Raw genomic sequence first — 22,387 nt, 5'->3', positions numbered from 1 at the left:
CGACCACACGTCGGCGGCCCTTTCCCGTTCAAGCGGGCAGAATCGCCTTCCCCTCCCCCGCTCCACCCCCTAGTTTGGGGCCATGCGCAAACACATCCTCATCATCCTCGCGATCGTCATCGTCCTCGCGGGAGCCGTCATCTGGTGGGCGGTGCAGCCCGACGTGGCGACGCTGCCGATCGCCAAGGTCGAGGGCGAACGCCCGACCATCTCCGCCCCGCGCGACCAGACCATCCCGACCGTTGCCGTTGCCGATGCGGTCGGGTGGAAGGACGGTGCCACGCCGGTGGCAGCGCCGGGGCTTAAGGTGGTGCCCTTCGCCAATGGGCTCGACCATCCGCGCTGGCTTTATCGGCTGCCCAATGGCGACATTCTGGTTGCGGAAACCAACTCGCCGCCGCGCAAGGTCGCTGGCATCGCCGACGTAGTGATGGGGTATTTGTTGAAAAAGGGCGGTGCCGGTGTCGCCTCACCCAACCGCATCCGCTTGCTGCGCGATACCGATGGCGATGGCGTGGCCGAGCTGCAGACGGTGCTGATCGGCGGGCTCAACTCCCCCACCGGCATGGCGCTGATGGGCGGCTATCTCTACATTGCCGATACCGATGCGCTGCTGCGCGTGCCGTTCACGCCGGGCGAGACCAAGATCACCGCCAAGCCCGAACAGGTCATTCCGCTGAGCGGCGGCGGCAACCATTGGGCGCGCACCTTGCTGGCCGATCCGGCGGGCAAATATCTCTATGTCGGGGTCGGTTCCTCGACCAACATCGCCGAAAATGGGCTCGACGCCGAAAAATACCGCGCCAACATCCTGCAGGTCGATCCGGTCGCCAAGAGCTTCCGCGTGTTCGGGGCTGGCTTGCGCAACCCGCAGGGGATGGCGTTCGAGCCCAAATCGGGGGCACTGTGGGTCGCGGTCAACGAACGCGACATGCTGGGCTCGGACATCGTGCCCGATTACATCACCCGCGTTGGCCTGGGCGACAATTTCGGCTGGCCCTGGTATTATTGGGGCGGCTATCCCGATGCGCGGGTGAAGCCCGAAAACCCGGCGCTGCAGGAATATTCCAAACGCCCCGATTTCGCGATGGGCCCGCACGTAGCGGCGCTGGGCCTGACCTTCGCGAATGACGCGAAGCTGGGCCCGAACTTCGCCAATGGCGCGTTCGTCGGCGAGCATGGATCGTGGAACCGCGTGCCGGTGTCGGGGTATAAGGTCGCCTATGTGCCGTTCGGCGATCTCGGCTTCCCCAAAAAGGGTGCCAAGCCGGTCGACGTGCTGACGGGCTTCCTCAACGCCAAGAGCCAGGCGCAGGGGCGTCCGGTTGGGGTTATCACCGATGCGACGGGCGCACTGTTGGTGGCGGATGATGTGGGCAACACGATCTGGCGGGTCAGCGCGAAGTAACCCCTCACCCCGGTCACCCCGGCCTCGTGCCGGGGCCCACCGAGCGCCAAGACGATCCCCCGCAGGAGATGCGTCGCGGTGGATGCCGGGACGAGCCCGAAGTGACGGATCATTCCAACAGCTTGGGCGCTTCCTTGGCGAGTTTCGCGCGGATCTTGTCGGCGAAGAGCGCGAGGAAGGGCGGCAAGTCGATTTCGGCGCGGACCTTGTCCGCGGCCACGGTCAGGCGGCTGGCGACGCGCTGCCCGAGCGCCGCGACGGTGAAGTGGAGCGTGTCGCCCTCCCAGCGGTGATCGACCGCCGCGCCGCCGGGAAACATCGCGGCCAATTTGCCGATGCCGCCATCCACGCGCGCGCGCGCCGCCTCAAGCCCGAGGTGGTGGGGAAATTCGACGATGATCGGTTCGCTCATGTCCGGTCCTTTACGTCGCGAACAGCATCGCGTCATCGACAAACGCCTTGAACTCGAGCGCGTTGCCGCTGGGATCATAAAAGAACATCGTCGCTTGCTCGCCCGGCTGCCCGACGAAGCGGATATGCGGCGCAATGCCGAAGCGTGTCCCCGCTGCCGTCAGCCGATCGGCGAGCGCCTGCCAGTCGGCCATGGTCAGCACCACGCCGAAATGCGGCACCGGTACGTCATGGCCATCGACCGGGTTGGAGACGGTGACGGGTTTCGCGGCGGGATCGAGATGCGCGACGATCTGGTGGCCATGGAGATCGAAATCGATCCAGGCGTCGGAGCTGCGCCCCTCGGCGCAGCCGAGAATGCCGCCGTAAAAGGCGCGCGCGGCGGCGAGATCGTGGACGGGGAAAGCGAGGTGGAAGGGGCGAGTCATGGAGGGACCGTACCAAATCCTCCCCGGCACGGGAGGGGGACCCTGAGCATGTAGCGAAGGGTAGAGGGGGGCCTCCGCACGCGCTGTGCCCGTGGCACGCCCCCTCCACCACTCGGCTGAAGGAGCCGAGCGGTCCCCCTCCCCGTTTCCAGGGAGGATTGGTTGCGTCGCTCTCGCGATCACGCGATAGCGCAGGCATGACCGAACGCCCCGCGCTTTTCTCCTTCCTGCTCGGCGGGATCGCCGCAGTCGGCTTCGCGCCGCTGGATCTATGGCCGGTAACGCTTGGCTGCCTGGCGCTGTGATGGGGATCGTCCACGCGGCTCGCGGCATCCGCGCGGCGCTGTGGCGCGGGTGGCTGTTCGGCTTTGGGCATTTCCTGATCGGCAATAACTGGATCGCCAAAGCCTTTACCTATCAGGACGCGATGCCGCACGCGCTCGGCTGGATCGCGCCGGGGCTTATGGCGCTGTATCTCGGCATCTTTCCGATGGCGGCGGCGGGGGTGGCGTGGCGCTTTCGCGGGGCTCGCCCGGATGCGCCCTATGTGCTGAGCTTCGCCGCCGCCTGGATCGCCACCGAATATCTGCGGGGGACGCTTTTCACCGGCTATCCGTGGAATCCGCTGTCGGAGATGTGGTTGCCGACCCCAATCGCGGCGAGCGCGCGTTATCTCGGCACCTACGCCCTGTCGGGGGTCGCTGTCCTCGCGGCGGGTGCCGTTTTGCTCGCCGTCACGCGGCAGTGGCGGACGAGCACGGCCATGCTCGCGCTGCCGATACTCCTCGGCATGGCCGCGCTGGAGCAACCCGCCCCCACCCGCATGACCGCCACCGCCCCGCGCGTGCGCGTCGTCCAGCCCGATCTCGACCAGGAACAGCGACCGCGCGACGATTATGCCGAGGCCAATTTGCGCCAGCTCGCGCGGCTGAGCGGCAAGCCCGGCCCCGCCCCGCGCTTGATCGTGTGGCCCGAGGGCGCGCTGCGCTTCCTGCCCGAGGATGGCTATCCCCGCCAATATTATTGGGAAGCAACGCCGTATGAGACGCGCCACCGTATCGCGGCGCTGCTCGGCCCGAAGGACGTGGTGTTGACGGGTGGCAACGCGCTGATGTTCGACTCGGCGGGGACGCTGTCCAGCGCGACCAACGCGATCTTCGCGCTCGACGCGCACGCGCGCATCCTCGGGCGGTACGACAAGGGGCATCTGGTGCCGTTCGGCGAATACTTGCCCGCGCGACCGCTGCTCTCGGCGATCGGCCTCGCGCGCCTCGTGCCGGGCGATTTCGATTTTTCGGCAGGCAGGGGCGTTGGCGGCCTCGACCTGCCCGCCTTCGGGCGGGTGGGGTTCCAGATCTGCTACGAGATCATTTTTCGGGCGCGGTGGTCGAGCCCGGCCACCGCCCGGCCTTTTTTGTTCCAGCCGTCCAACGACAGCTGGTTCGGCTATTGGGGCCAGGCCGAGCATCTGGCGCAAGCGCGGATGCGCGCAATCGAGGAGGGGCTGCCCGTCATTCGCGCCACGCCGACCGGCATTTCGGCGATCATCGATGCGCAGGGCCGCGTGCTCGCGTCGATCCCGGCGGACAGGCCGGGCGCGATCGAACGGCCGATCCCGCCTGCGGCTCCCCCCACCCTGTTCGCGCGGTTGGGCAACCTGATAGCACTAATTGTTGGTGCCGCATTCCTCCTGTCGGCAATTGCATTGCGACGTTTCGCACGATAGGGCATCATATAAGGAAAGCTTTATATCAGGCATGGCAACGGCCAAAGCTCTCCTCAACCATTGAGGATCTCAACACATGCGTTCCAGTTTTCTCTTCACATCCGAGTCGGTCTCGGAAGGCCATCCTGACAAGGTCGCCGACCAGATCAGCGACACCGTCGTCGATCTGTTCCTGAGCAAGGACCCCTATGCGCGCATCGCGTGCGAGACGCTGACCACCACCAATCTCGTCGTGCTGGCCGGCGAAATCCGCTGCAAGGGCGTGTACGAGAATGGCGAATGGGCCGAGGGCGCGCTCGCCGAGATCGAAGCTGCCGTGCGGAACACGGTCAAGGAAATCGGCTACGAACAGTCGGGCTTCCATTGGGAAACCTTCGCCTTCCACAACAATCTGCACGGCCAGTCGGCGGAAATCGCGATGGGCGTGGACGAAGGTGCCAACAAGGACGAAGGCGCTGGCGACCAGGGCATCATGTTCGGCTACGCCACCGACGAGACGCCGGGCCTGATGCCCGCGACGCTCTATTACAGCCACAAGATCCTCGAGCGCATGGCGGCTGACCGCCATTCGGGCGCGGCCCCGTTCCTGGAGCCCGACGCCAAGAGCCAGGTCACGCTGGAATATGAGAATGAAGTGCCGGTGCGCGCGACCGCGCTGGTCGTCTCAACCCAGCATAAGGCGGGCTATTGCTTGCAGGGCGACAATGCCAACCCGGCGCTGTACGATGAACTGCATGCGTACGTTTCGCGCGTGCTGACCGAGACGCTGCCCGAGGGCTTCGTCACCGACGCGACCAAGATCTACATCAACCCGACCGGCGCGTTTGAAATCGGCGGTCCGGATGGCGATGCGGGCGTCACCGGCCGCAAGATCATCGTCGACACCTACGGCGGCGCAGCGCCGCATGGCGGCGGCGCATTCTCGGGCAAGGATCCGACCAAGGTCGATCGCTCGGCAGCATACGTCTCGCGCTACATGGCGAAGAACGTCGTGGCCGCTGGCCTTGCGCGCCGCTGCACGATCCAGTTGAGCTATGCGATCGGCATTGCCGAGCCGCTGTCGCTCTATGTTGACCTGCATGGCACCGGTGCCGAGGGCATTACCGAAGCCAAGATCGAGGAAGTGCTGCCGCAGCTCGTCCGCCTGACACCGAAGGGCATTCGCGAGCATCTGAAGCTCAACGCCCCGATCTACAAGCGCACCGCGGCGTACGGCCATTTCGGTCGCGAGCCCGACGCCGATGGCTTCACCTGGGAAAAGACCGATCTGGTCGACGCCCTGAAGGCCGCTGTCGCGTAACAGCTTGCGGTAAATCGCTGAGACTTTAGGCTCCCCCGGTATCGCTTGGCGATTCCGGGGGAGTTTTTCATGCGCCTTTTACTGGCTGCAATCGCGCTGTGCGTCGCTTCGCCCACAATCGCCCAACAGCCCCCGCAATTGACGCTCGGCGCGACCGAGCCCTATCGTCACAAACCCTCCGGCCTGTCGGTTCCAACCACGCTCGATGGCTTGCAGCGCACGTCTGCGGTCGCTTACGTCCCCGATCTCGACGAGGCGCTGAGCTTCGACAATCCCAGCAATAGCGATACGCTGACGGTCTATGTGTTCCGCAATGTCAGCGGATCGGTGCCGCTGTGGTTCGACCGGATCGACTGGGTCGCAAGCCACCGCGACATCTATGGCGGGCTGGTGCCGCTGCACACCCCGACCGCGTTCACGCCGCCCGGCCAGGGCACTGCCAGCGGCTTGATCGACAGTTACAGCGTCAGCAAGGGCCCGTATCGCAGCACGGCAATCGCCTTCATGCCATTGGGGGCCGACTGGTACGTGTCGGTGCGCTATTCGTCGAAGACCTTGGACGGCGCGACATTGGAAACGCATATCCGCGCGGTCGTCGCGGCGCTCGGCTGGCCGCAGAAGATCGCGCCACAGCCCGCCGCCGTGCCGGTCGCAGATTGTACGTCCGCGCTCGCGCTGTCGGGCGACGCGAAACCGATCAACCGTAGCAAGGCGATGGGCAGTGCGCTGCTGTTCGGTGCCTTGCTGTCGAGCGCATCGACCGACGAGAAGCAGAAGATGGCGAAGGATGAACCTCCGCCACCGCCCGTGACCTGGTGCCGCGACCTCGCCGCCTCGATCGGCATGGGCAGCAGCGGGGTGTATCGCCCGGTTGGCACCACCGATCGCTATCTCATCGCCTATCAGGATGCCGGTCGCGGCCTGATGGTCGAGCCCGACACGCTCTCGGCGCTGCTCGACACCAAAGCGAAGGCATCCTGGTCGGTGACCGAATATGAAGTTGCCGCGGCGGGCAGCTACATCCCGCGCGATCGCTTGCCGCCCCCCGACCAAGCCCTCAAAATCGTCGGCAAGGAACATTTCGCAAGCAAGGCCACGACCTGGGGCGAAAAGCGCGACATTCAGATCGATAGCGGGGTGATGAAATAGCCCCGGTTAAGCCCCTACGGTCGGTTTGACGAAAAAACCGACGGATCAAACCGCGCGGGCGGCGCTCGGCGCGCCTGTTGCTCGCTATCCGGCATGACCGCCACCGCTTGCGTCGAGGCTGCCTGCACATTGAAACGCAGATCGTCCGCGAGGTACGCTGTCACCACCGTATCGGCGGGCATCCTGCCGCTGGTGCCGTGAATGAACAGCATCGGCCAGGAAATGAACAGCGCACCGCCAATTGCCAGCGCGCCCTGCCCGTTGCCCTGCCGCGCGGTGCGGCCCGACAAGCGGATTGGTCCGTTCGGCGTCTGCACATAATCGAGCCGGATATCGAGCTGGCCGCGCTTGCCGAAATGCCCGTTGCGTTCGGCGCGCATCACTTCGCCCACCGCGATCGACCCGACCGGCACCACCACTTGCCCGCGATAAACGAGCGGTTCGGCCACTTCGAGATAGAAGCGGTCGCCCGCATGATTGTCCTTGGTGTTAAGCTCGGTGCGCGTGGTCAATTGCAGCGGCGTTCCCATCGGTAAATACGCCGTGGTGGAGGTGACCGCAGCCGGAGCCGCCCACTGTACCGTATATTGCGCCTCGGCAATCGCGGGTGCGCATGACGCGAACACGATTCCCGCCCAATGGGAAAATTTCATCGATAAGCCCCCGTTGCCAATACCGACGGGCTTATACTTACTTATTCTACCAATACTTAGCGTTCACGATGAAGATTATCTTAATATCGCCGGCCTGTTCTCGGCCGACGTCTTTGGGCACCGCGATCGCCGAAAATATCCGCCGATCGTCGCGTACTGCAAACTTACCCCGAAAATAACCACCGCACGAGCCGACCGTTACGGCGTCGTAGCGTCTATCAATAGACAAGGGTCACCAGAGGAAACGTCTCTTGTCCGGTCAACACGCACGTCCAAATGCAGAGCAGGAGCATGACTTTCACCTCGTCATGGCGTTCCAGCCGATCATGGATGTCGTGGCGAACCGTACCTGTGCCTATGAGGCGCTGGTGCGCGGTCCCAACGGCGAAGGTGCCCCGGAAATGCTGGCGCGGGTGACGCCCGAGACCCGCTATGCCTTCGACCAGCAATGCCGCGTGGCTGCGATCCGCCAGGCCGTGGCCGCCGGGATCATGTCCACCGGCGCATTGTTATCGATCAACTTCCTGCCCGAGGCGATCGAGGATCCGGTCGCCGACAGCGAGCGCACACTGCGGACAGCGCGCGAGACGGGATTCCCGCCCGAGCGACTGACCTTCGAATTCAGCGAGTGCAAGCGGCTCGACGATGCGCATCTGGAGCGTGTCGCGCGCGCCTATCGCAAGATGGGAATGACCACCATCATCGACGATTTTGGATCGGGCGATTGGGGGCTGACGCTGATGAGCCGCTTCCTGCCCGATGCCGTCAAGCTCCAGCCCGATCTGATCCGCGGTTTGTGCGGCAGTTGGGCGCGGCGGCTGGTGGTGGAGGAAACCTTCCATCTGGTTTCGCGACTGGGCGTGAAGGTGATTGCCGAGGGGGTCGAGACGCGCGCCGAATATGACAAATTGCGCGGCATCGGTGTGCGCTACATGCAGGGTTATTATTTCGCGCGACCGCAGATCGGGCGCCTCGTTCGCCCCGAGCTCGCGCACGCAGCCTGACCGCGACCGCGCCCGCGAAGGAAACGGCGCTTTCCAGCCGCCTGCGCGCTCGCTAGAGCCTGCGCCGATGACCGATCCGATGACGACCCGCCGCCTCTATGGCCGCCGCCAGGGCCATAAACTGCGCCTGGGCCAGGCCGACCTGGTGGAAACCCTGCTACCGCAAATCAGCGTGCCGACCGACGGGCCGCTCGACGCGACACGGCTGTTCGGCAGCGATCGCCCGCTCGAAGTCGAAATCGGCTTTGGCGCGGGCGAACATCTCGCCGGGCAAGCGACCGCGCGGCGCGACACGGGCTTTATCGGTTGCGAACCCTTCCTCAACGGCGTGGTCGGCGCGCTGGGGCACGTCCGCGACGCGGATCTCGACAATGTCCGCCTGCACATGGGCGACGCGCTCGACGTGCTCGAGCGCCTGCCCGATGCCTCGCTGTCGCGCGTGTACCTGTTGCACCCCGACCCGTGGCGCAAAGCCCGCCACGCCAAGCGACGCATGGTCAATCACGGCCCGCTCGATCTGATCGCGGCCAAGCTGAAGCCGGGCATGGAGTTCCGCCTCGGCACCGACGACCCGACCTATTGCCGCTGGGCGATGATGGTGATGGGGCAACGCCGCGATTTCGTGTGGACCGCGCGGGAGCCCGCCGACTTCCTCAACCGCCCCGAGGACTGGCCCGAGACCCGCTACGAACGCAAGGCGCGCCGCCAGGGGCGCGAGGTGTGGTATTTCACCTTTCGACGTAAATAAGGCTGCAATATCGCAGGATTTTGGTAATTATATCATAGCCATACGACAAGTTCCCGCCTTGCTGACGCGCCACCACCGCGAAATCGCCGGGTGTAAGGTTGCCAAGATCCGCCAAGCTTGCCGGAGCCCGCAGGTCGAGGTCGAGAATGCCGCGACCACCGCGCGAGCCGCAGTCGGCCCGGCAGTGGCACCGGCAACACCGGCGCGGCGACTCCCCAAAGCGGCGGGAACGGGACCGCCCATCCCGGTGACGGCGCCGATGGCGGGGCAAATCGTCCCGAGGGCCGCTTGCTCGCGCTAAGCCACGCTGCGCAACCGCCCCGGTGCCACTCCGTGCGCGGCCCGAACCTGACGCGCGAAATGCGAGCGTGACGCATAGCCCGCAGCCTGGGCGGCCTGGGTCACCGAATAGCCCGGCGCGCTGAGAAGCGATCCCGCCGTCGCCATGCGCGCGGACAGGCAGACCTGGCGAAACGACGTGCCTGCCTGTTTCAGGTGACGGCGCAACGTAGAGGCCCCCATGCCAAGCATACCGGCGACCTCTTCGACCCGCCAGGCATAGGAAGGGTCCGCATATACGATGGCTTCGAGCTGTTCGGCGCGATCGACAGCGACGAGCATCCGCCCGACATGCGTGCCGCTGAGCAACAACAGAATTTCCACGATACGATGGCGCGCCACGGCTTCGGCCGTGGCCGCCTCTGGGGCCGCCAGCGCGCTCGCAGCATGTCCATAGGCCTCCACCAGATCGGCGGACAGCGCAATGCCAAAGCTGCCCGGGATGCTGGGGCCATCGGGCAAGCCGTTCAGACTGGCGCGCAGCGACTGGCGCAGCGGCGCATCGACCGTGATGCAAATCGATTCGTACCGCCCGCTCTGCGGATCGGGAATGTTGACCAGATCGATTTTCAGACCTGCGGGGATCGCGAAGGGCACACCGCGCGGAAAACGCTGTGCGACATCGCCGCGCTGTGCCTCCTGGGTGGGGTCGTAATTCGTCATGGGCTGACCATCGGCGTCCGCCGCGACACGAACAAGGGCCGACAGAGCGTTTCGGGCGCATCACCGAGCGGTTCGGGTCCACGCCCCTGAGCACGCGCCGTCATTCCGGACATCTATCAATCGAGGATCACGTCATGAAATTCACGTTGTGGCATGTGCTGGCCAGTTGCGTCTCGCTCCTGCCGAGCGCCCCCGTTCAAGCCGCTCCGACCGCTCCCGAGGTCGAGCTGTGGCGACTGGATTGCGGCGAGATCGAAATGAACGACGCTTCGCCGTTATCCGATGCCGGCAGCTATGCCGGGAAATCACGCCGACTGACCGACGGTTGCTACCTGATCCGCCACGGCAAAGAGCTGTTGTTGTGGGACGCAGGGTTGCCCGTCACCGTACGCGGCGCGCCGATTGACGCGCAACCGATCAGCCCGACGCTCGCGGTCGATTTGCCGACCCAGCTTGCGCGGATCGGCATTCGCCCGGACGATATTGGACGGCTGGCGATCAGCCACTATCATTTCGACCATGTCGGACAGGCAGCGAGCTTTCCAAAAGCAACGCTGCTGATCGCGCGCGGGATTGGGCGGCGCTGCATAGGGGCACGATCCCGTTCGCCGACCCGCACCTGCTCGCTCCCTGGTTTACCGGTGGGGGCAAGGTCGACCTGATCGAAGGCGATCGGGATATTTTGGGGACGGCTCGGTCGTGATGCTTGCCACGCCGGGGCACACCCCCGGCGAATCCTCGCTGCTGGTGCGTCTCCCCAGGACCGGTGCCGTGATCCTCACCGGCGATGTCGTGCACCTGGAAGCCCAATGGCCGCTTTCGGCAGTGCCGATCTGGAACACCGAGCGCGCCGATAGCCTGGCGTCGATGGATCGCTTGCAAAGGCTCGCAGCAAATACCGGCGCGACCATCATTGTGCAGCACGACCCGGCAGACGTTGGGAAGCTTGCGCGCTTTCCGGAGCCGACACGCTGATGTGAGGGACTGTTGAAGCAGGCGGTTGCCATGATGTTGGTTCCGATGACAACCGCCGAACGCCGCGCACCTGCTGACGGAAAAGCAAGGGATGCCGTCCTCTGGTCCCCTGCCTCACCATGCCATGCTGGAACGTCTATAGCGGCGGCTGGCGCGCCCGACTCGATGCGATCCGGTTCAGCGCGGGATCAGGATTGGAAAGCAGGATGAGCAGTTCGACAAAGGCATGGGATAGCGAACTCGTTCGCAAGTGGTTGGAAAGCCGCCTCAAGGCTGCGACGCTCGAGCAAGCGGCTGCGGATAAGCGAGGATATGAGGCCCAAGACGACTATGACAAAGCCGCCGCCGAGGAATGGGTCTGCCGCCGCCTGAATGCCCCTGGGGGCACCGATGACCAGGCGGCATTCGCTGCGCGCATCAAGACACTGCTCGCCCAGGACGAGTATCCGATCACGGGCATCTATGACGACCGCCGCTTTGATCGCAACATCCGAGCCAACCTTCGAAAAATCGCGAAGATGACAAAGGCGAATGATGGGTTTTCGAACACGTTGCGCTATCAAGCCTGACGCACTGCTGCTTGGGGCAGCGCGATTTCAGACAGACACGATAGACGCATGGCACGTAAACATTCCAAGCATGATCCATATCTGGATTCGGATCGAGACGATGACGCCCCACCGGCCATAGTGCCCTGCTGGCTCTGCGGTCGGCCCACCGGCAAGACCATAGTCTGGCACCATCCCGTACCCAAGAGCCGGGGCGGGCGCGATGTTGTCCCCATGCACCCCATCTGCCAGCAAACGCTGATCGCCAACTTCAGCAACTCCGAGCTCCAGCGCCATGGAGCCGATGTGGAGGCCTTGCTGGCCAACCCCAATGTGCGCAAGTTCGTCGATTGGGTAGCAAACAAGGCTCCCGATTTCACGGCGACTACGGCCAAGAAGCAACGCTGATCGGGCTGCGCGCCCGACGCGGCTGGAACCTGCCGTTCGTTCGGCTCCCGCTTATGGCTGGTTTGGGAGTCCCAATGGCGCGCCGCGAACAGCGCCAAGCGGTGGAGAGCGGAGAACAGGCCTTGCCGGTTCGTAGCTTGCCCCATTGCGGGGAACTCTTGGGCTAAGCTGGTGAGCGAACGCTGGCGGATCGGCCGTACTGGTCACGCCGCGCCACCTGTCAGATCCAACCCACTGAAATGCGCCCGCGCTGCATCGATGAAGGCGCGTACGTTGACCGAAGCGCGTCGGTTGGCCTGATAGACCAGGTGAACCGGTGCGGGCGGCGGCGCGGCCCCGTCGAGCACCGTGACCAACCGCCCCGACGCGATGGCCGCAAGCGCCTGATAGGACAGAACGCGCGCGATCCCCACGCCATCGGTCGCCGCCGCAATGGCCGCATCGGCGGTGTTGACCGTCAACCTTGGCTCGATCCGGATGGCGGTCTTGCCGGTCGTTCCGAAGCGCCACTCGTGCGCGCGGTCGATCTCGGTAAAAGAGATCAAGGCGTGTCCATGTAGCGCCGGCACGTTCCCGGGCGCTCCATGCGCCGCCAGATAGCCAGGACTGGCGACAAGAACCCGCCGTACCTCCGCCACCTTGAGGGCATGGAGCGAACTGTCCGACAAATCGCCGATCCGCACGGCGACATCGATCCCTTCATCGACCAGGCGCACGACGCGATCGATCAAGGTGAGTTCTACATCCAGACGCGGATGATCGCGCAGCAGGCCGGTGGCGATCGGCAGGATATGGAGACGCCCAAAGGTAACCGGCGCGGTGACGACAAGACTGCCCCCCGGCAGTGCGCCCGCACCTTGCAAAGCCAGCGCTGCATCGTCGAGTTCGATCAGCGCGGCACGGCAGCGCTCGAGATAGGCGGCGCCCTCGTCTGTCAGCCGCACCGATCGCGTCGTCCGCCGCAACAAGGGGGTTCCGAGCGACAGTTCCAGCGCCGCCACCGCTCGACTGGCCGCCGTGGGCGAGACGCGCAGGCGGCGCGCGGCCTCGGCAAAACTCGCATGATCGGCCACCGCAACGAAGGTGCGCAACATTTCCAGCCGATCCATGATTATCCCGATCTTCGCATGAGTGAAGTGTCGATTGAACCGATTATCACAGACGGCTCGAAAGGGCATTTTAATTGGGCAGGCCGCACCCAGCCGCCTACCCAGGAGAAAAGACGTGTCCCGCATCGCTATCCCCACGCGCGAAGATTCCCCCGCAAAGTCGCAGCCGCTGCTCGATGCCGTCCAGAAACAGCTCGGCACGATCCCCAACCTCTTCCGTCTCGTCGGCACCAGCCCCGCAGCGCTCGAGGGTTATCTCGGCCTCAACGGCGCATTGGGCCGCACGCTCGACGCCAAGACCCGCGAACGCATCGCGCTCGCAATCGCGCAGGCAAATGGCTGCGATTACTGCCTGTCGGCGCACACCTATCTCGGCCTCAACCTCGCCAAGATCGACAACGCCGAGGTCGCGCTGAACCGTACCGGTCATTCGGGCGACGCCAAGGCCGACGCCGCCCTTGTCTTCGCGCGAAAGGTGCTCGACGCGCGCGGCCGCGTCAGCGACGCCGACCTCGCCGCAGTGCGTCTGGCCGGCTTTAGCGACGCCCAGGTGATCGAGATCGTGGCGTCGGTCGCGCTCAACGTGCTGACCAACTACATCAACAATGTCGCCGAAACCGACATTGACTTCCCGGTCGTCCTGGCCGCCCAGGCCGCGTGACGCCCCCGTTGCGGGCCGCGCACCGTGCGCCCGCCAACGATGTCCCCTTTTCCAGCCCTCCGGGAGTCGGATCATGGCCAATGCCTTCCTCACCCTCGCAACGACGCCGAGCGTGCTAGCGGCACAGCTGGCAAACGGCAGTGCCGGGCTTTACGACGCAGTCGGCGGGCACCGCCCGTCGGACCGCTTCGGACCAGCCGAAGTCGAATTTATCGCCAGCCGCGACAGCTTCTACTTGGGAAGCGTATCGGAAAGCGGCTGGCCCTATGTCCAGCATCGCGGCGGCCCCCGGGGCTTCCTCAAGGTTCTGGACGAGACCACGCTCGCTTTCGCCGATTTTCGGGGCAATCGCCAATATATCAGTCTCGGCAATATCGCGGCGAACGACCGTGTCGCGATCTTCCTGATGGACTATCCGCGCCGTCGCCGGTTGAAGCTCTATGCCCGGATCGAGGTGCGCGATCTCTCCGCCGATGCCGCACTGGCGACGAAACTCGAGCTCGCAAACTATCGCGGCCTGCCCGAACGCTTCTTCCTGCTGCACCTTGAGGCATTCGATTGGAATTGCCCGCAACACATCACCCCGCGTTTTACCGAGGCCGAGATCGTTGCAGCCTCGGCTCCTCTCCACGCCAGACTCGCCGCGCTCGAGGCCGAAAAACGCCGCGCTGCGCACAGCGCTCGCCGAAAAGGACATCCCAGCATGAGCCCGCTCAAAATCCCTCGGCCGCCGATGCCGCCCTTCACTCGCGAGACCGCTTTGCTCAAGGTGCGCGCCGCGGAAGATGCCTGGAACAGCCGCGACCCCGAGCGTGTGGCCCTGGCCTATACGATCGATAGCGAATGGCGGAACCGAGACTGCTTCGTCACGGGTCGGCCCGCCATTGTCGCGTTGCTGAGGGCCAAATGGGCGCGCGAAGAGGAGTATCGCCTCGTCAAGGACCTGTGGGCGTTTACCGACAACCGGATCGCGGTGCGGTTTCAGTACGAATGCCGCATCGCCGGTGGGTGGTATCGCTGTTACGGCAATGAGCAGTGGGAGTTCGCCGAAAACGGGCTGATGCGCCGCCGCGAGGCGTCGGTGAACGATCTGGCGATCACGGAGCAGGAGCGCCGCTTCCGTTGGAATGCCCCCGCGCCGCGCCCGCAGGACTATCCCGGCCTGACCGGCGTAGATGGGTGACCATCGTTCTCCGGAAAGATCAGGGTCGCGCCCCTCCCTGCCGATAACAGAGAGCACATTCGACATCCCCGATTTTGTCAGCGCCTGCGGCAAGTGCCCGGACGGTCGACGCTGTCGCTGATCGGCATTCAGATCGGCACGTCTTGCCGAGCGACGCTGGAAAAGCCGTATGTTCGATAGCAACTCGTCACGGTGCGGCCGGAGACGGCGATCTCGGTATAGCCCTCCGGCGTGCCGAGGAATGATCCGCGCCAATCCGCGCCTGCGACGGCACCCGTGGTGATGAAGGACATGCCGTTCAGCTCGATCCGCTCATAGACGTGGCTGTGTGCCTGTAGCACCGCGAGAACATCGTGGTCGCGCAGGACCCGCAGCACGTCGCGGCCATTGACCACGAACGTCCAGTTGTGCGGCGTGTCGAGCCAGGATTCCGGCTCATAGCATTGCATCGCGGTAACCAGCGGAATGTGCGTCACGGCGACAATGCGAGCACCTTTGGGCTGCGCCGCGAGATCGCCGCGCAGCCAGGCCAGTTGCTCATCATCGACGCGCCCCTCGTAATTTCGGTCGGCCGTCAGGCCGATCGAATCGAGCACGACGAAATGCACGCCCTTATGGTCGAAGGCGTAATATCGCGGTCCGAAGCGATCGATGTAGAAGTGCTTGCCATAATCGGGCGCGGAAGGATCGATCCCGCTCTTCGGGAAGACGCCGAGACAATCGTGATTTCCGATGACGTGATGCACCGGTTTGCGCAGATGCGCGCGCTCGGTCCGTTGATAGAGATCCATCAGCATCGTCGCGCGATCGCGTCCGGTTTCCAACGCGTCCTCGATATGGTCGCCGCCCTGGATCACGAAATCGCAGTCGGACGCGGAGACCTGTTCGAAACACATCGCGCAGGCGCGGGCGGCGTCCAGTTCAGGCCGGATATGGCAATCGCCCATCAGGACGAAACGGAACGCGTCGGCGGTCTGCGTCGGCGCGGCCGACGCCGCCCGCGCCGCCAGCGGCAGAAGCGGCGCGCCCATCGAGAGCTTCAGAAGCGTGCGACGGTCCATAAGGCCTCCATCGAAAAGACGGTCGAGGGGCGCTCCCGATACGAGGGAGCGCCCCTTTCCGGAGAAACGGCTCAGAAGTGCGCGCGCACCGTCGCGAACACCTGTCGCGGGGCAGCGGCCTGCAGCGTGGTATAGGTGCCGTTGGGATCGGAGGTCACGAAACCGGCGGTGCCGGTCGAAGCGATATAATGCGCGTCGAACAGATTCATCACGTTGACCTGAACGTCGAGCAGGCGGCTGAAGCGATAGCCGGCCGAAAGGTTGAAATTGACCGCGCCGGGCAGCACAGCATCGTTCAGATAGCTGTAGTAGCGCGCGCTGCGATAATGCGCAGTCACCCCACCCCATAATGTGCCATCGTCATAATTCAGCTCGGCATTGCGACGTTCTTCGGCGACGCGACCACCTGCTTGCCCTTGGTGGCGACAACGGCCCCGCCCAGCGGCTGGACATTGTCGTCATAGGTCGCATCGTTATAAGCCCAGCTGCCGTACAGCGACCAATGCGGCGCGAACCGCCAGTTCGCCGCCGCCTCGACGCCGCGCGACGAGACGCTGCCGACATTCTGCAACACGTTCTGGTTGCCGACGACGGTCGCGCTGATCGAAGACGCGAGCAGGCGGTTGGTGAACTTCACGTAATAGCCGGTCAGCGAAAGCTGCAAATCGCGATTGTGGAAGCGGTAACCGGCCTCGAACGTGTTGGTCATCTCCGGTTTCAGGTCGCTGCGGATATAGTTGAAACCGGCTTGCGAGCTGCTGGAAAAGGGGCCGCTCGATGTGGACGCGACGAACGCCGCCATATTGCGGGTGTAATCCGCGAAAAGTTCGTTGTGGCCGTCCAGCGTGTAAAGAAGGCCGGCGGTCGGCAGGAACCAGTTCTCCGCCTTGATCGAGCCGTCGATCGGCTTGGTGCTGACGATGCTGTGCGCGTGATTGGTGGAAACGACACCCTTCACGCCCGCGTTCAGGCGAAGATGGTCCGTCGCCTGCCAGGTGTCACTGATGTCGAGTTGCACGGTGTCGGTGGTATATTGGTTCGAATAAGTCGTGCGGAATGGGTTGGTGTAGAACTTTTGAAACTCCTGCGGCGCGACGCCCGCCTGAAGTCCGTAGAGATAGTTCGCCTGGTTGAACGCGTTGCGCTCATACCACACGCCGCCCTCGATTTTGTGGTCACCGGCCTTGAACGTGAGGCGCGAGATGATGCCCTTGCGATCGATGTCGTAACGGTTTGCCGAAACCGAAATCGGCGAGCCGCCATAGGCTGCGGGCGTGGGATCATAGGGATCGGCCCAGGTGCCGATACCCTTGTCGAGGTGAATATAGCCGGTGGTGAAGCCCGACAGGCGCGACGAAAGCTGATAGCCGAGCTTTTCATAGGCGAGCAGATCGCGCCGAACGCCGCCACCCTGATACACGCTGTCGTCCGCGTTCACATAAGGCGCGGGCGGTGTGCCGCCATTCTGGGTGATCGTGGCGAGTTGTTCAGCCAGCGCGAAAGTCGGGATATTGTCGAAATCCCAGCCATAGGTCTTCAGCCGCGCCAGCGAGGTGTCGTTATAATCGTCTTCGCGCCGGTCGATCAGGTCGAGAAAGGTGGTCGAGGTCACGCTATCGCCCAGCGGCTGGACGTATTTGGCGTTGATCTGGTCCTGAACCTGCTTGCCCCAGCCCTTCCATTTGCCTTGCCGGTCGTGCGCATAGGAGAGCGCCAGTCGTCCGCCCCATGGCAGATCGCCGCTGTTGAGGCGAACGAAGGTGCGCCATGAATTGGCACTGCCGTAGCTCGCCTCGAGATCGACACCGAAGCGTGCGGTCGGGTCGATCGACGTGAAGTCCACCGTGCCGCCGATATTGCTGGTCGACGCCGTGCCCAGCGCGCCGCTGCCCTGGGAGAGCGTGGCAGCGCCGTTGTTCTCGGTCAGCAGCGCGCGGTTGATCGAAAGGCCGTTATTGTTGCGATACTGCATATTGCCGAGCGGGACGCCGTCGAGCGTATACCCCATCTGGTCGGTCAGGAAGCCGCGGATCGAAAGCTGGGTCGCCGCCTCATAGGTGCCGCGCGCGTCGGACGAGTCGAAATTGACGCCTGGCAGTCGACTGAGCGAGCGCAGCGGCGACGAGCCCGCCGTCGTCTTTTCCATCGCCTTGGCGGAGACGGTCTGCACCTGGCGAGACTGGCCCTGCCCCAGCACGACGATGTCCGCTCCGGTCGTGCTTGCGGTTTCCTTTGGGGGTTCGACCGGCGCGACCTTCAGCGAGATCATCGATGCGGTTTGCTCCGCAATCACCAGTCCCTGCCCCGCAATCAAGCGACGCAGCGCCTCGTCGCGGGTGAAGCTGCCGTGCAGCGCGGCAACACGGCGACCGGCAACCGCGTCGTACGGAAAGACAAGGTGCACACCGGCCTGCCGCGCAAAGCCGTTCAGCGCGGTGGCCGTATCGGACGACCTGATATCGAAGCGGATGCGCGCCGGCTCGGCCTGCGCGGATGCAGCACTGGTCATCGCGACCGCCACGATGGCGGTCGTCGTCAAATATCGTATCATGGAAGTCCCCACACTCTATGCGATTGTCGGGGCAAGGATGGATCAGCGCGGACGAACCGCCATTCGCCGTGTAAAAAAAGTTCAAATCCGGGTGAGAACGATGCCGCCGTTCGCACCCGTGGTCGCCCGTACACCGAACGACGTGCGCAGCGCCTGCAGAAATTCGGCGGGGTCGGTGGTGGCGAAAGTGCCGCCGAGGCGCAGGCGCGACAGATCGGGATCACCGATCACGATTTTCTCGGGCAGATAGCGGTTCATCTCCGACACCGCGTAATCGAGGCTTTGCCCGTTCAGCACGAGCGTGTCGTGCTGCCATGCGCTGATCGGACCGAGATCGGGCGCGTCTCGCAGCGCCAACTGGCCTGCGTTCGCCAGCGCGACCGTGCCCAAGCCGATGCGCCGCCCAGTACCCTCGAACGTACCGCCTCCGGCGAGGATCGCCAGTTCGCAGCCAGCACCGCGCACCCGAGCATTGTACGCGCCCGGTTCGAGCAGAAACCGGCCGCCGGGCGTCAACAACTCCAGCCGGTGCGACGCAGCCAGGCGCACTGCGATCTCGCCCCGTTCCAGCCAGGCCCGCGCAGGCATGCCGTCTTTCCAGGAGACACTCGTGTCGGTGTTAAGATCGAGCGACAGTCCGGGTGCAGCGGCGACGGTCTTGCGCTGGCCGACGGCAGTCGTTGCCGAAGCGCGGGCAGCGGCGCGGTATGCGAAGCCGCCGCCGACGACCACTACAACCGCAACCGAGGCAGCAGCGCGCAGGAGGTGGCGTCGGCTCGGTCGCTCCGCGGCGATCGGTTCGGCGACGTTGCCGCGTTGCATGTCCCCGTTTGCCAGGCGCAAAGCGTCCATGTCGCGCCACGTGCCGGCCACCTCGACGAAGGCAACGGCATGGCGGATATCCGCGTCACGCCAGGCCTCGAATGCCGCTATGTCCGCCGATCCCGCGTCCAGCGCGGCCAGCCAGGCGGCCGCCTCGTCGGTCAGGTCAGCGTGCCGCTGCGGGATTTCGGAAAGGCCGGACAAACTTCCTCCACCTGGGTTTCGCTGTCGCGACGGGCCTTTGTTACGAGGGCAAGCCCCTTAGCGATATGCTTTTCCACCGTCGAGACAGATATTGAAAGCGCCTCGGCGATTGCAATCGGGGGCATGCCCTGAATTTTGCGCATGTGCAGGACGCGCGCGCATTGCGGCGGCAAGTCATCGATCAGCTGGAGCAGGCGTCGCAAGTCGGAACGCCCGGCTGCAACCGCAAAGGCGTCGGGTGCGGGATCCGCCACATCAAGCATGTCCAGCGATGCCAACAGTTCGATCCGCACCACGTTCGCCCGCCGCAGCCGCTCCAGCGCGAGATTGTGCACGATCGTGAGGACGAACCCGCGCGCGCTGACGATCGCCCGAAAGTCCGGCGTCTTCAGGACGCGCGCATAGGCTTCCTGCACCAGATCATCGGCATCGTCACGACCGCAAAAATGCGCCGCCTTGGCCCGGTAAGCGGCTGCGTGCGGCAGCACCTCGGCCATGAACCAGCGATCGATGTCACGCAGCCAGCTCAACCTATGCTCCAAACGGCTCGGAGCGCGCTTAGGACGGCATTCTTACAACAACGCGACATTCACGCGAAAACAGGACGGTCCTTCCGCAATCTGCGGCTCTAGGCGGCCCGGTCGTCGCGTTGCCCGTATGGCTCGGACGCGATCTCGCCTTTCCCGAGATGCGCCCAGCCCTCTTCCAAGAGCAGGACAAGGCTGAAGGTCGCGCCACCCTGCGGATTGTTTTCCGCCCACAATTTGCCGCCATGCGCCTCGACGATAGTTCGGCAAATCGGTAGGCCCAGTCCCAGGCCGGCACCGTTCGATTTGCTCGTCCGAAACGGTGCAAACAGGTTTTCGAGCATCCCCTGGGGAAGACCGCACCCGTTGTCGGACACTGTGATCAATACGTCGCGCTGACGGATATCGGTGGACACCACGATTTCCCGACGCGCCACCCCCCTCGGTTGCCTCGACAGCGTTGCGGACCAGATTCGACATCACTTGCTCGAGCTGCACCGGATCGCCAACCACCAAGAGGTCGGGCCGCACGGGATGGCAAATGAGGGTCACATCATCGGCCATTTTGAGTTGCTGCACACCAGCGCACGCCGCCGCGAGGACCGGCCCCAGGGACACCCGTTCGAACACGACCTCGCCACTTACGGCAAAGGCCCGCATCTTGCGGATGATTTCGCCCGCGCGCAGCGCTTGATCACGCGCGGAATCGAGGATCGCGAGCAGCTTCCCGTCGACCGCTTCAGCGTCGCAGAGCTTGTAGCGTCCCGCTTCGACATAATTGGTGATGGCCGATAGCGGCTGATTCAACTCATGCGCCAGGGTCGAGGCCATCGCACCCATCGCGCTCAAGCGGGTAACGCGCAGGAACTTCTCATTTGCTTCGCGCAATTGCGCCTTCGCTTCAACGTCGCTGGTGATATCGATGACCAGGCCGAGAAGACGAGGTCGCTCCTCATAAGGATCGTATCGGCCGTGCAAACGGATCCAGCGAATGCGGCGATCCGGCATGGAGACGCGCAGGGACATTTCGAACGGGGCTTCGTCGACCGCAGACCGGAACAATTTTGCCCGCATCTCGTGCAATTGCGACTGACCGATGCGGTCGACAAATTCCGAAAGTCTGTATGCGCCGGGATGCCAGGGCACTCCAAACAGTGCCGCACTTTCCGGCGAATGCAGCGCGCTTTCTTCGGTCAGGTTGATGTCGAACACACCGACGCCCGCATATTGCTGGGCCAGGCGGAAACGCTTTTCACTCTCCGAAAGCGCAACCTCTGCCTTTACGCGCTCCGAGATATCCTCGACCACGGTCACGACCTGATCGACCGCGCCCGCAGCCCCGACAATCTTGCTCGACGTCGCCCGAATCCACCGCTTTTCGCCACCCTTGGTTCGGATATTCAGATCACGCGATATGATGGGGGGTGTGCCACCCGAAAGTTGGGCGAGAACGTTTCGGCTCGCGCTTGCCTCGGTGTCGTCGAGAATCGCGGTATAGTGGCTTCCAAGCAGCTCATCGCGGCCATATCCCGCGATCTCGAGATAGCGCTCGTTCGCCGCGAGATACTCGCCATCGGCCGACAGGACCGCCACGCCGACACCGGCCTGTTCGAAAATGGCGCGATAGCGTTGCTCCGCATCCCGAGCGCGCTCCTGTTCGCGACGCTTGTCGGCGGTCGCGGCGAGGACAAACATCGTCGCGGCGGTCACGGCGACCAGCAACTGCGCCAGGCGCACCTGGCCACTGGCCAGCTCCCCCACGGCTTGGAAAGAATTTTGTCCGGCGGCCCACAGCGTGATGACCGCGACAAGCACCATCGATGTGGCAGCTCCGCGCAAATGAAAGCGCAAGGCGGCGATGATGAGCGGAAACATAACCCACGCGAAGGAAGCAGTCCCCGAACCGAAATTGATGGCCGCAGCGACGGCGGCGCAAAGCACCATCAACGCAACGAAGTTAAACCACGCGACGCGCGTCCAGCGCTCCGCAGGAGGCGCTGCCCATGACAAGACCAGCGGCGTCGCGAGAATTAAGCCCAATCCAAAACGCGCGCCGCACGATCCTCGACGCCCGCCGCAAAAGTACCAGGCCCGCCGACGAGCATTACCACCGTAGTCGCCGACACTGCACCCGCGAACGTCCCCGCGACGACCGCCGCCAAGGTCCGCCACACCGACTTTGGATCCAGGAGGTCACTTGGCCTGATCCGCCACCGCTCGATAAGGAATGCGGAGATGACCGCACCAAGCGTGAGACCCGCACCATGCGCGACATTTTGCAGAACGGGATGCACCGGTTCGGCGAACACCGTTGTCCCGATCGCCGCGATTGCCACCACCGGCCAATATCGCAGACCGACAAGAATAAGCGATGCGACGCCAATGCCCAGTGAAAACGATAGCGGGGGAGCCTTACCCGACACCTCGGCCCAGATCTGCCATAGGAGCTTCCGCAGAGCACGCCCAAAAAAACGCATAACCCGGGTAGCGCGGCTGCAAACCTAGACCT

At 64.3% G+C, this 22,387-nt stretch carries 24 protein-coding genes and 1 pseudogene; 13 read left to right on the top strand and 12 right to left on the bottom strand.

Annotated features, from left to right (window positions below; translation table 11 throughout):
• Positions 1-82 precede the first annotated feature (82 nt).
• A complete protein-coding gene (locus NW75_RS12290; protein ID WP_033965512.1) occupies positions 83-1,408 on the top strand; it encodes a PQQ-dependent sugar dehydrogenase in 1,326 nt (441 codons plus the stop codon).
• 109 nt (positions 1,409-1,517) lie between these two features.
• Here NW75_RS12290 and NW75_RS12285 read toward each other — a convergent pair whose 3' ends face one another.
• A complete protein-coding gene (locus NW75_RS12285; RefSeq protein ID WP_033965510.1) occupies positions 1,518-1,820 on the bottom strand; it encodes a polyhydroxyalkanoic acid system family protein in 303 nt (100 codons plus the stop codon).
• A gap of 10 nt (positions 1,821-1,830) precedes the next feature.
• Positions 1,831-2,247 (bottom strand): VOC family protein, encoded by a 417-nt coding sequence (locus tag NW75_RS12280; protein ID WP_033965509.1) that lies wholly within the window; start codon positions 2,245-2,247, stop codon positions 1,831-1,833.
• Positions 2,248-2,551: 304 nt separating this feature from the next.
• On the opposite strand from NW75_RS12280, the gene lnt reads away from it, so the two are divergent.
• The 3 genes from lnt to NW75_RS12265 all read left to right on the top strand — a co-directional run bounded on the left by lnt (position 2,552) and on the right by NW75_RS12265 (position 6,422).
• Positions 2,552-3,973 (top strand): apolipoprotein N-acyltransferase, encoded by a 1,422-nt coding sequence (lnt, locus tag NW75_RS12275; RefSeq protein WP_331386145.1) that lies wholly within the window; start codon positions 2,552-2,554, stop codon positions 3,971-3,973.
• Between the two features lie 76 nt (positions 3,974-4,049).
• Positions 4,050-5,273 (top strand): methionine adenosyltransferase, encoded by a 1,224-nt coding sequence (gene metK, locus NW75_RS12270; protein ID WP_033965508.1) that lies wholly within the window; start codon positions 4,050-4,052, stop codon positions 5,271-5,273.
• 69 nt (positions 5,274-5,342) lie between these two features.
• On the top strand, positions 5,343-6,422 hold the full coding sequence (locus tag NW75_RS12265) for a hypothetical protein (RefSeq protein WP_033965507.1): 1,080 nt from the start codon (positions 5,343-5,345) through the stop codon (positions 6,420-6,422).
• Positions 6,423-6,436: 14 nt separating this feature from the next.
• Here NW75_RS12265 and NW75_RS12260 read toward each other — a convergent pair whose 3' ends face one another.
• The gene (locus NW75_RS12260) at positions 6,437-7,075 is read right to left on the bottom strand and encodes a hypothetical protein (RefSeq protein WP_033965506.1); all 639 of its coding nucleotides are present in this window, start codon (positions 7,073-7,075) and stop codon (positions 6,437-6,439) included.
• Between the two features lie 251 nt (positions 7,076-7,326).
• Between NW75_RS12260 and NW75_RS12255 the strand changes: the two genes are divergently transcribed.
• A complete protein-coding gene (locus NW75_RS12255) occupies positions 7,327-8,079 on the top strand; it encodes an EAL domain-containing protein (protein ID WP_231565175.1) in 753 nt (250 codons plus the stop codon).
• A 67-nt stretch (positions 8,080-8,146) separates the two neighbouring features.
• Complete coding sequence (gene trmB, locus NW75_RS12250) at positions 8,147-8,827, top strand: tRNA (guanine(46)-N(7))-methyltransferase TrmB (protein ID WP_033965504.1); 681 nt, start codon at positions 8,147-8,149, stop codon at positions 8,825-8,827.
• Between the two features lie 297 nt (positions 8,828-9,124).
• Here the strand turns inward: trmB and NW75_RS12245 are convergent, their stop codons facing one another.
• Complete coding sequence (locus tag NW75_RS12245; RefSeq protein WP_052192382.1) at positions 9,125-9,829, bottom strand: helix-turn-helix transcriptional regulator; 705 nt, start codon at positions 9,827-9,829, stop codon at positions 9,125-9,127.
• 134 nt (positions 9,830-9,963) lie between these two features.
• Here NW75_RS12245 and NW75_RS26525 point away from each other — a divergent pair, with 134 nt between their 5' ends.
• From NW75_RS26525 to NW75_RS12230, 4 genes are all read left to right on the top strand, one after another.
• Entirely contained in the window at positions 9,964-10,491 is a 528-nt protein-coding gene (locus NW75_RS26525) for an MBL fold metallo-hydrolase (protein ID WP_231565174.1), read from the top strand.
• 109 nt (positions 10,492-10,600) lie between these two features.
• Complete coding sequence (locus NW75_RS26520) at positions 10,601-10,804, top strand: hypothetical protein (RefSeq protein WP_231565173.1); 204 nt, start codon at positions 10,601-10,603, stop codon at positions 10,802-10,804.
• Between the two features lie 254 nt (positions 10,805-11,058).
• On the top strand, positions 11,059-11,373 hold the full coding sequence (locus NW75_RS12235; protein ID WP_310304392.1) for a hypothetical protein: 315 nt from the start codon (positions 11,059-11,061) through the stop codon (positions 11,371-11,373).
• A gap of 48 nt (positions 11,374-11,421) precedes the next feature.
• Positions 11,422-11,760 carry a hypothetical protein gene (locus tag NW75_RS12230; protein ID WP_033965502.1) on the top strand — a complete coding sequence of 113 codons (339 nt, stop codon included), beginning with the start codon at positions 11,422-11,424 and terminating at the stop codon, positions 11,758-11,760.
• Between the two features lie 203 nt (positions 11,761-11,963).
• Here NW75_RS12230 and NW75_RS12225 read toward each other — a convergent pair whose 3' ends face one another.
• On the bottom strand, positions 11,964-12,869 hold the full coding sequence (locus tag NW75_RS12225; protein WP_033965500.1) for a LysR family transcriptional regulator: 906 nt from the start codon (positions 12,867-12,869) through the stop codon (positions 11,964-11,966).
• Between the two features lie 115 nt (positions 12,870-12,984).
• On the opposite strand from NW75_RS12225, the gene NW75_RS12220 reads away from it, so the two are divergent.
• The 3 genes and pseudogenes from NW75_RS12220 to NW75_RS12210 all read left to right on the top strand — a co-directional run bounded on the left by NW75_RS12220 (position 12,985) and on the right by NW75_RS12210 (position 14,713).
• A complete protein-coding gene (locus tag NW75_RS12220; RefSeq protein WP_033965498.1) occupies positions 12,985-13,530 on the top strand; it encodes a carboxymuconolactone decarboxylase family protein in 546 nt (181 codons plus the stop codon).
• Positions 13,475-13,948 (top strand): annotated as a pseudogene (locus NW75_RS27790) (pyridoxamine 5'-phosphate oxidase family protein); the annotation flags it as partial. The gene NW75_RS12220 and the pseudogene NW75_RS27790, both read left to right, overlap by 56 nt.
• A gap of 285 nt (positions 13,949-14,233) precedes the next feature.
• The gene (locus NW75_RS12210; protein WP_033965523.1) at positions 14,234-14,713 is read left to right on the top strand and encodes a nuclear transport factor 2 family protein; all 480 of its coding nucleotides are present in this window, start codon (positions 14,234-14,236) and stop codon (positions 14,711-14,713) included.
• A gap of 128 nt (positions 14,714-14,841) precedes the next feature.
• Here NW75_RS12210 and NW75_RS12205 read toward each other — a convergent pair whose 3' ends face one another.
• From NW75_RS12205 to NW75_RS25175, 7 genes are all read right to left on the bottom strand, one after another.
• Positions 14,842-15,774, bottom strand: coding sequence for a metallophosphoesterase family protein (locus tag NW75_RS12205; protein WP_033965497.1), 933 nt, complete (start codon positions 15,772-15,774; stop codon positions 14,842-14,844).
• Positions 15,775-15,845: 71 nt separating this feature from the next.
• A complete protein-coding gene (locus NW75_RS27370) occupies positions 15,846-16,112 on the bottom strand; it encodes a TonB-dependent receptor (RefSeq protein WP_052192381.1) in 267 nt (88 codons plus the stop codon).
• 29 nt (positions 16,113-16,141) lie between these two features.
• A complete protein-coding gene (locus NW75_RS12200) occupies positions 16,142-18,325 on the bottom strand; it encodes a TonB-dependent receptor domain-containing protein (protein WP_052192380.1) in 2,184 nt (727 codons plus the stop codon).
• 81 nt (positions 18,326-18,406) lie between these two features.
• Positions 18,407-19,351 (bottom strand): DUF4880 domain-containing protein, encoded by a 945-nt coding sequence (locus NW75_RS12195; RefSeq protein ID WP_052192379.1) that lies wholly within the window; start codon positions 19,349-19,351, stop codon positions 18,407-18,409.
• Positions 19,309-19,881 carry an RNA polymerase sigma factor gene (locus NW75_RS12190; RefSeq protein WP_033965496.1) on the bottom strand — a complete coding sequence of 191 codons (573 nt, stop codon included), beginning with the start codon at positions 19,879-19,881 and terminating at the stop codon, positions 19,309-19,311. The genes NW75_RS12195 and NW75_RS12190 overlap by 43 nt, the downstream gene beginning before the upstream one ends.
• A gap of 42 nt (positions 19,882-19,923) precedes the next feature.
• The gene (locus NW75_RS12185) at positions 19,924-21,888 is read right to left on the bottom strand and encodes a PAS domain S-box protein (RefSeq protein ID WP_197057801.1); all 1,965 of its coding nucleotides are present in this window, start codon (positions 21,886-21,888) and stop codon (positions 19,924-19,926) included.
• Positions 21,889-21,908: 20 nt separating this feature from the next.
• A complete protein-coding gene (locus NW75_RS25175) occupies positions 21,909-22,214 on the bottom strand; it encodes a hypothetical protein (RefSeq protein WP_197057800.1) in 306 nt (101 codons plus the stop codon).
• Positions 22,215-22,387 lie beyond the last annotated feature (173 nt).

This window comes from Sphingomonas sp. Ant H11 (assembly GCF_000797515.1).
Classification (GTDB): domain Bacteria; phylum Pseudomonadota; class Alphaproteobacteria; order Sphingomonadales; family Sphingomonadaceae; genus Sphingomonas.
This window is presented reverse-complemented; position numbering and strand designations above follow the sequence as displayed.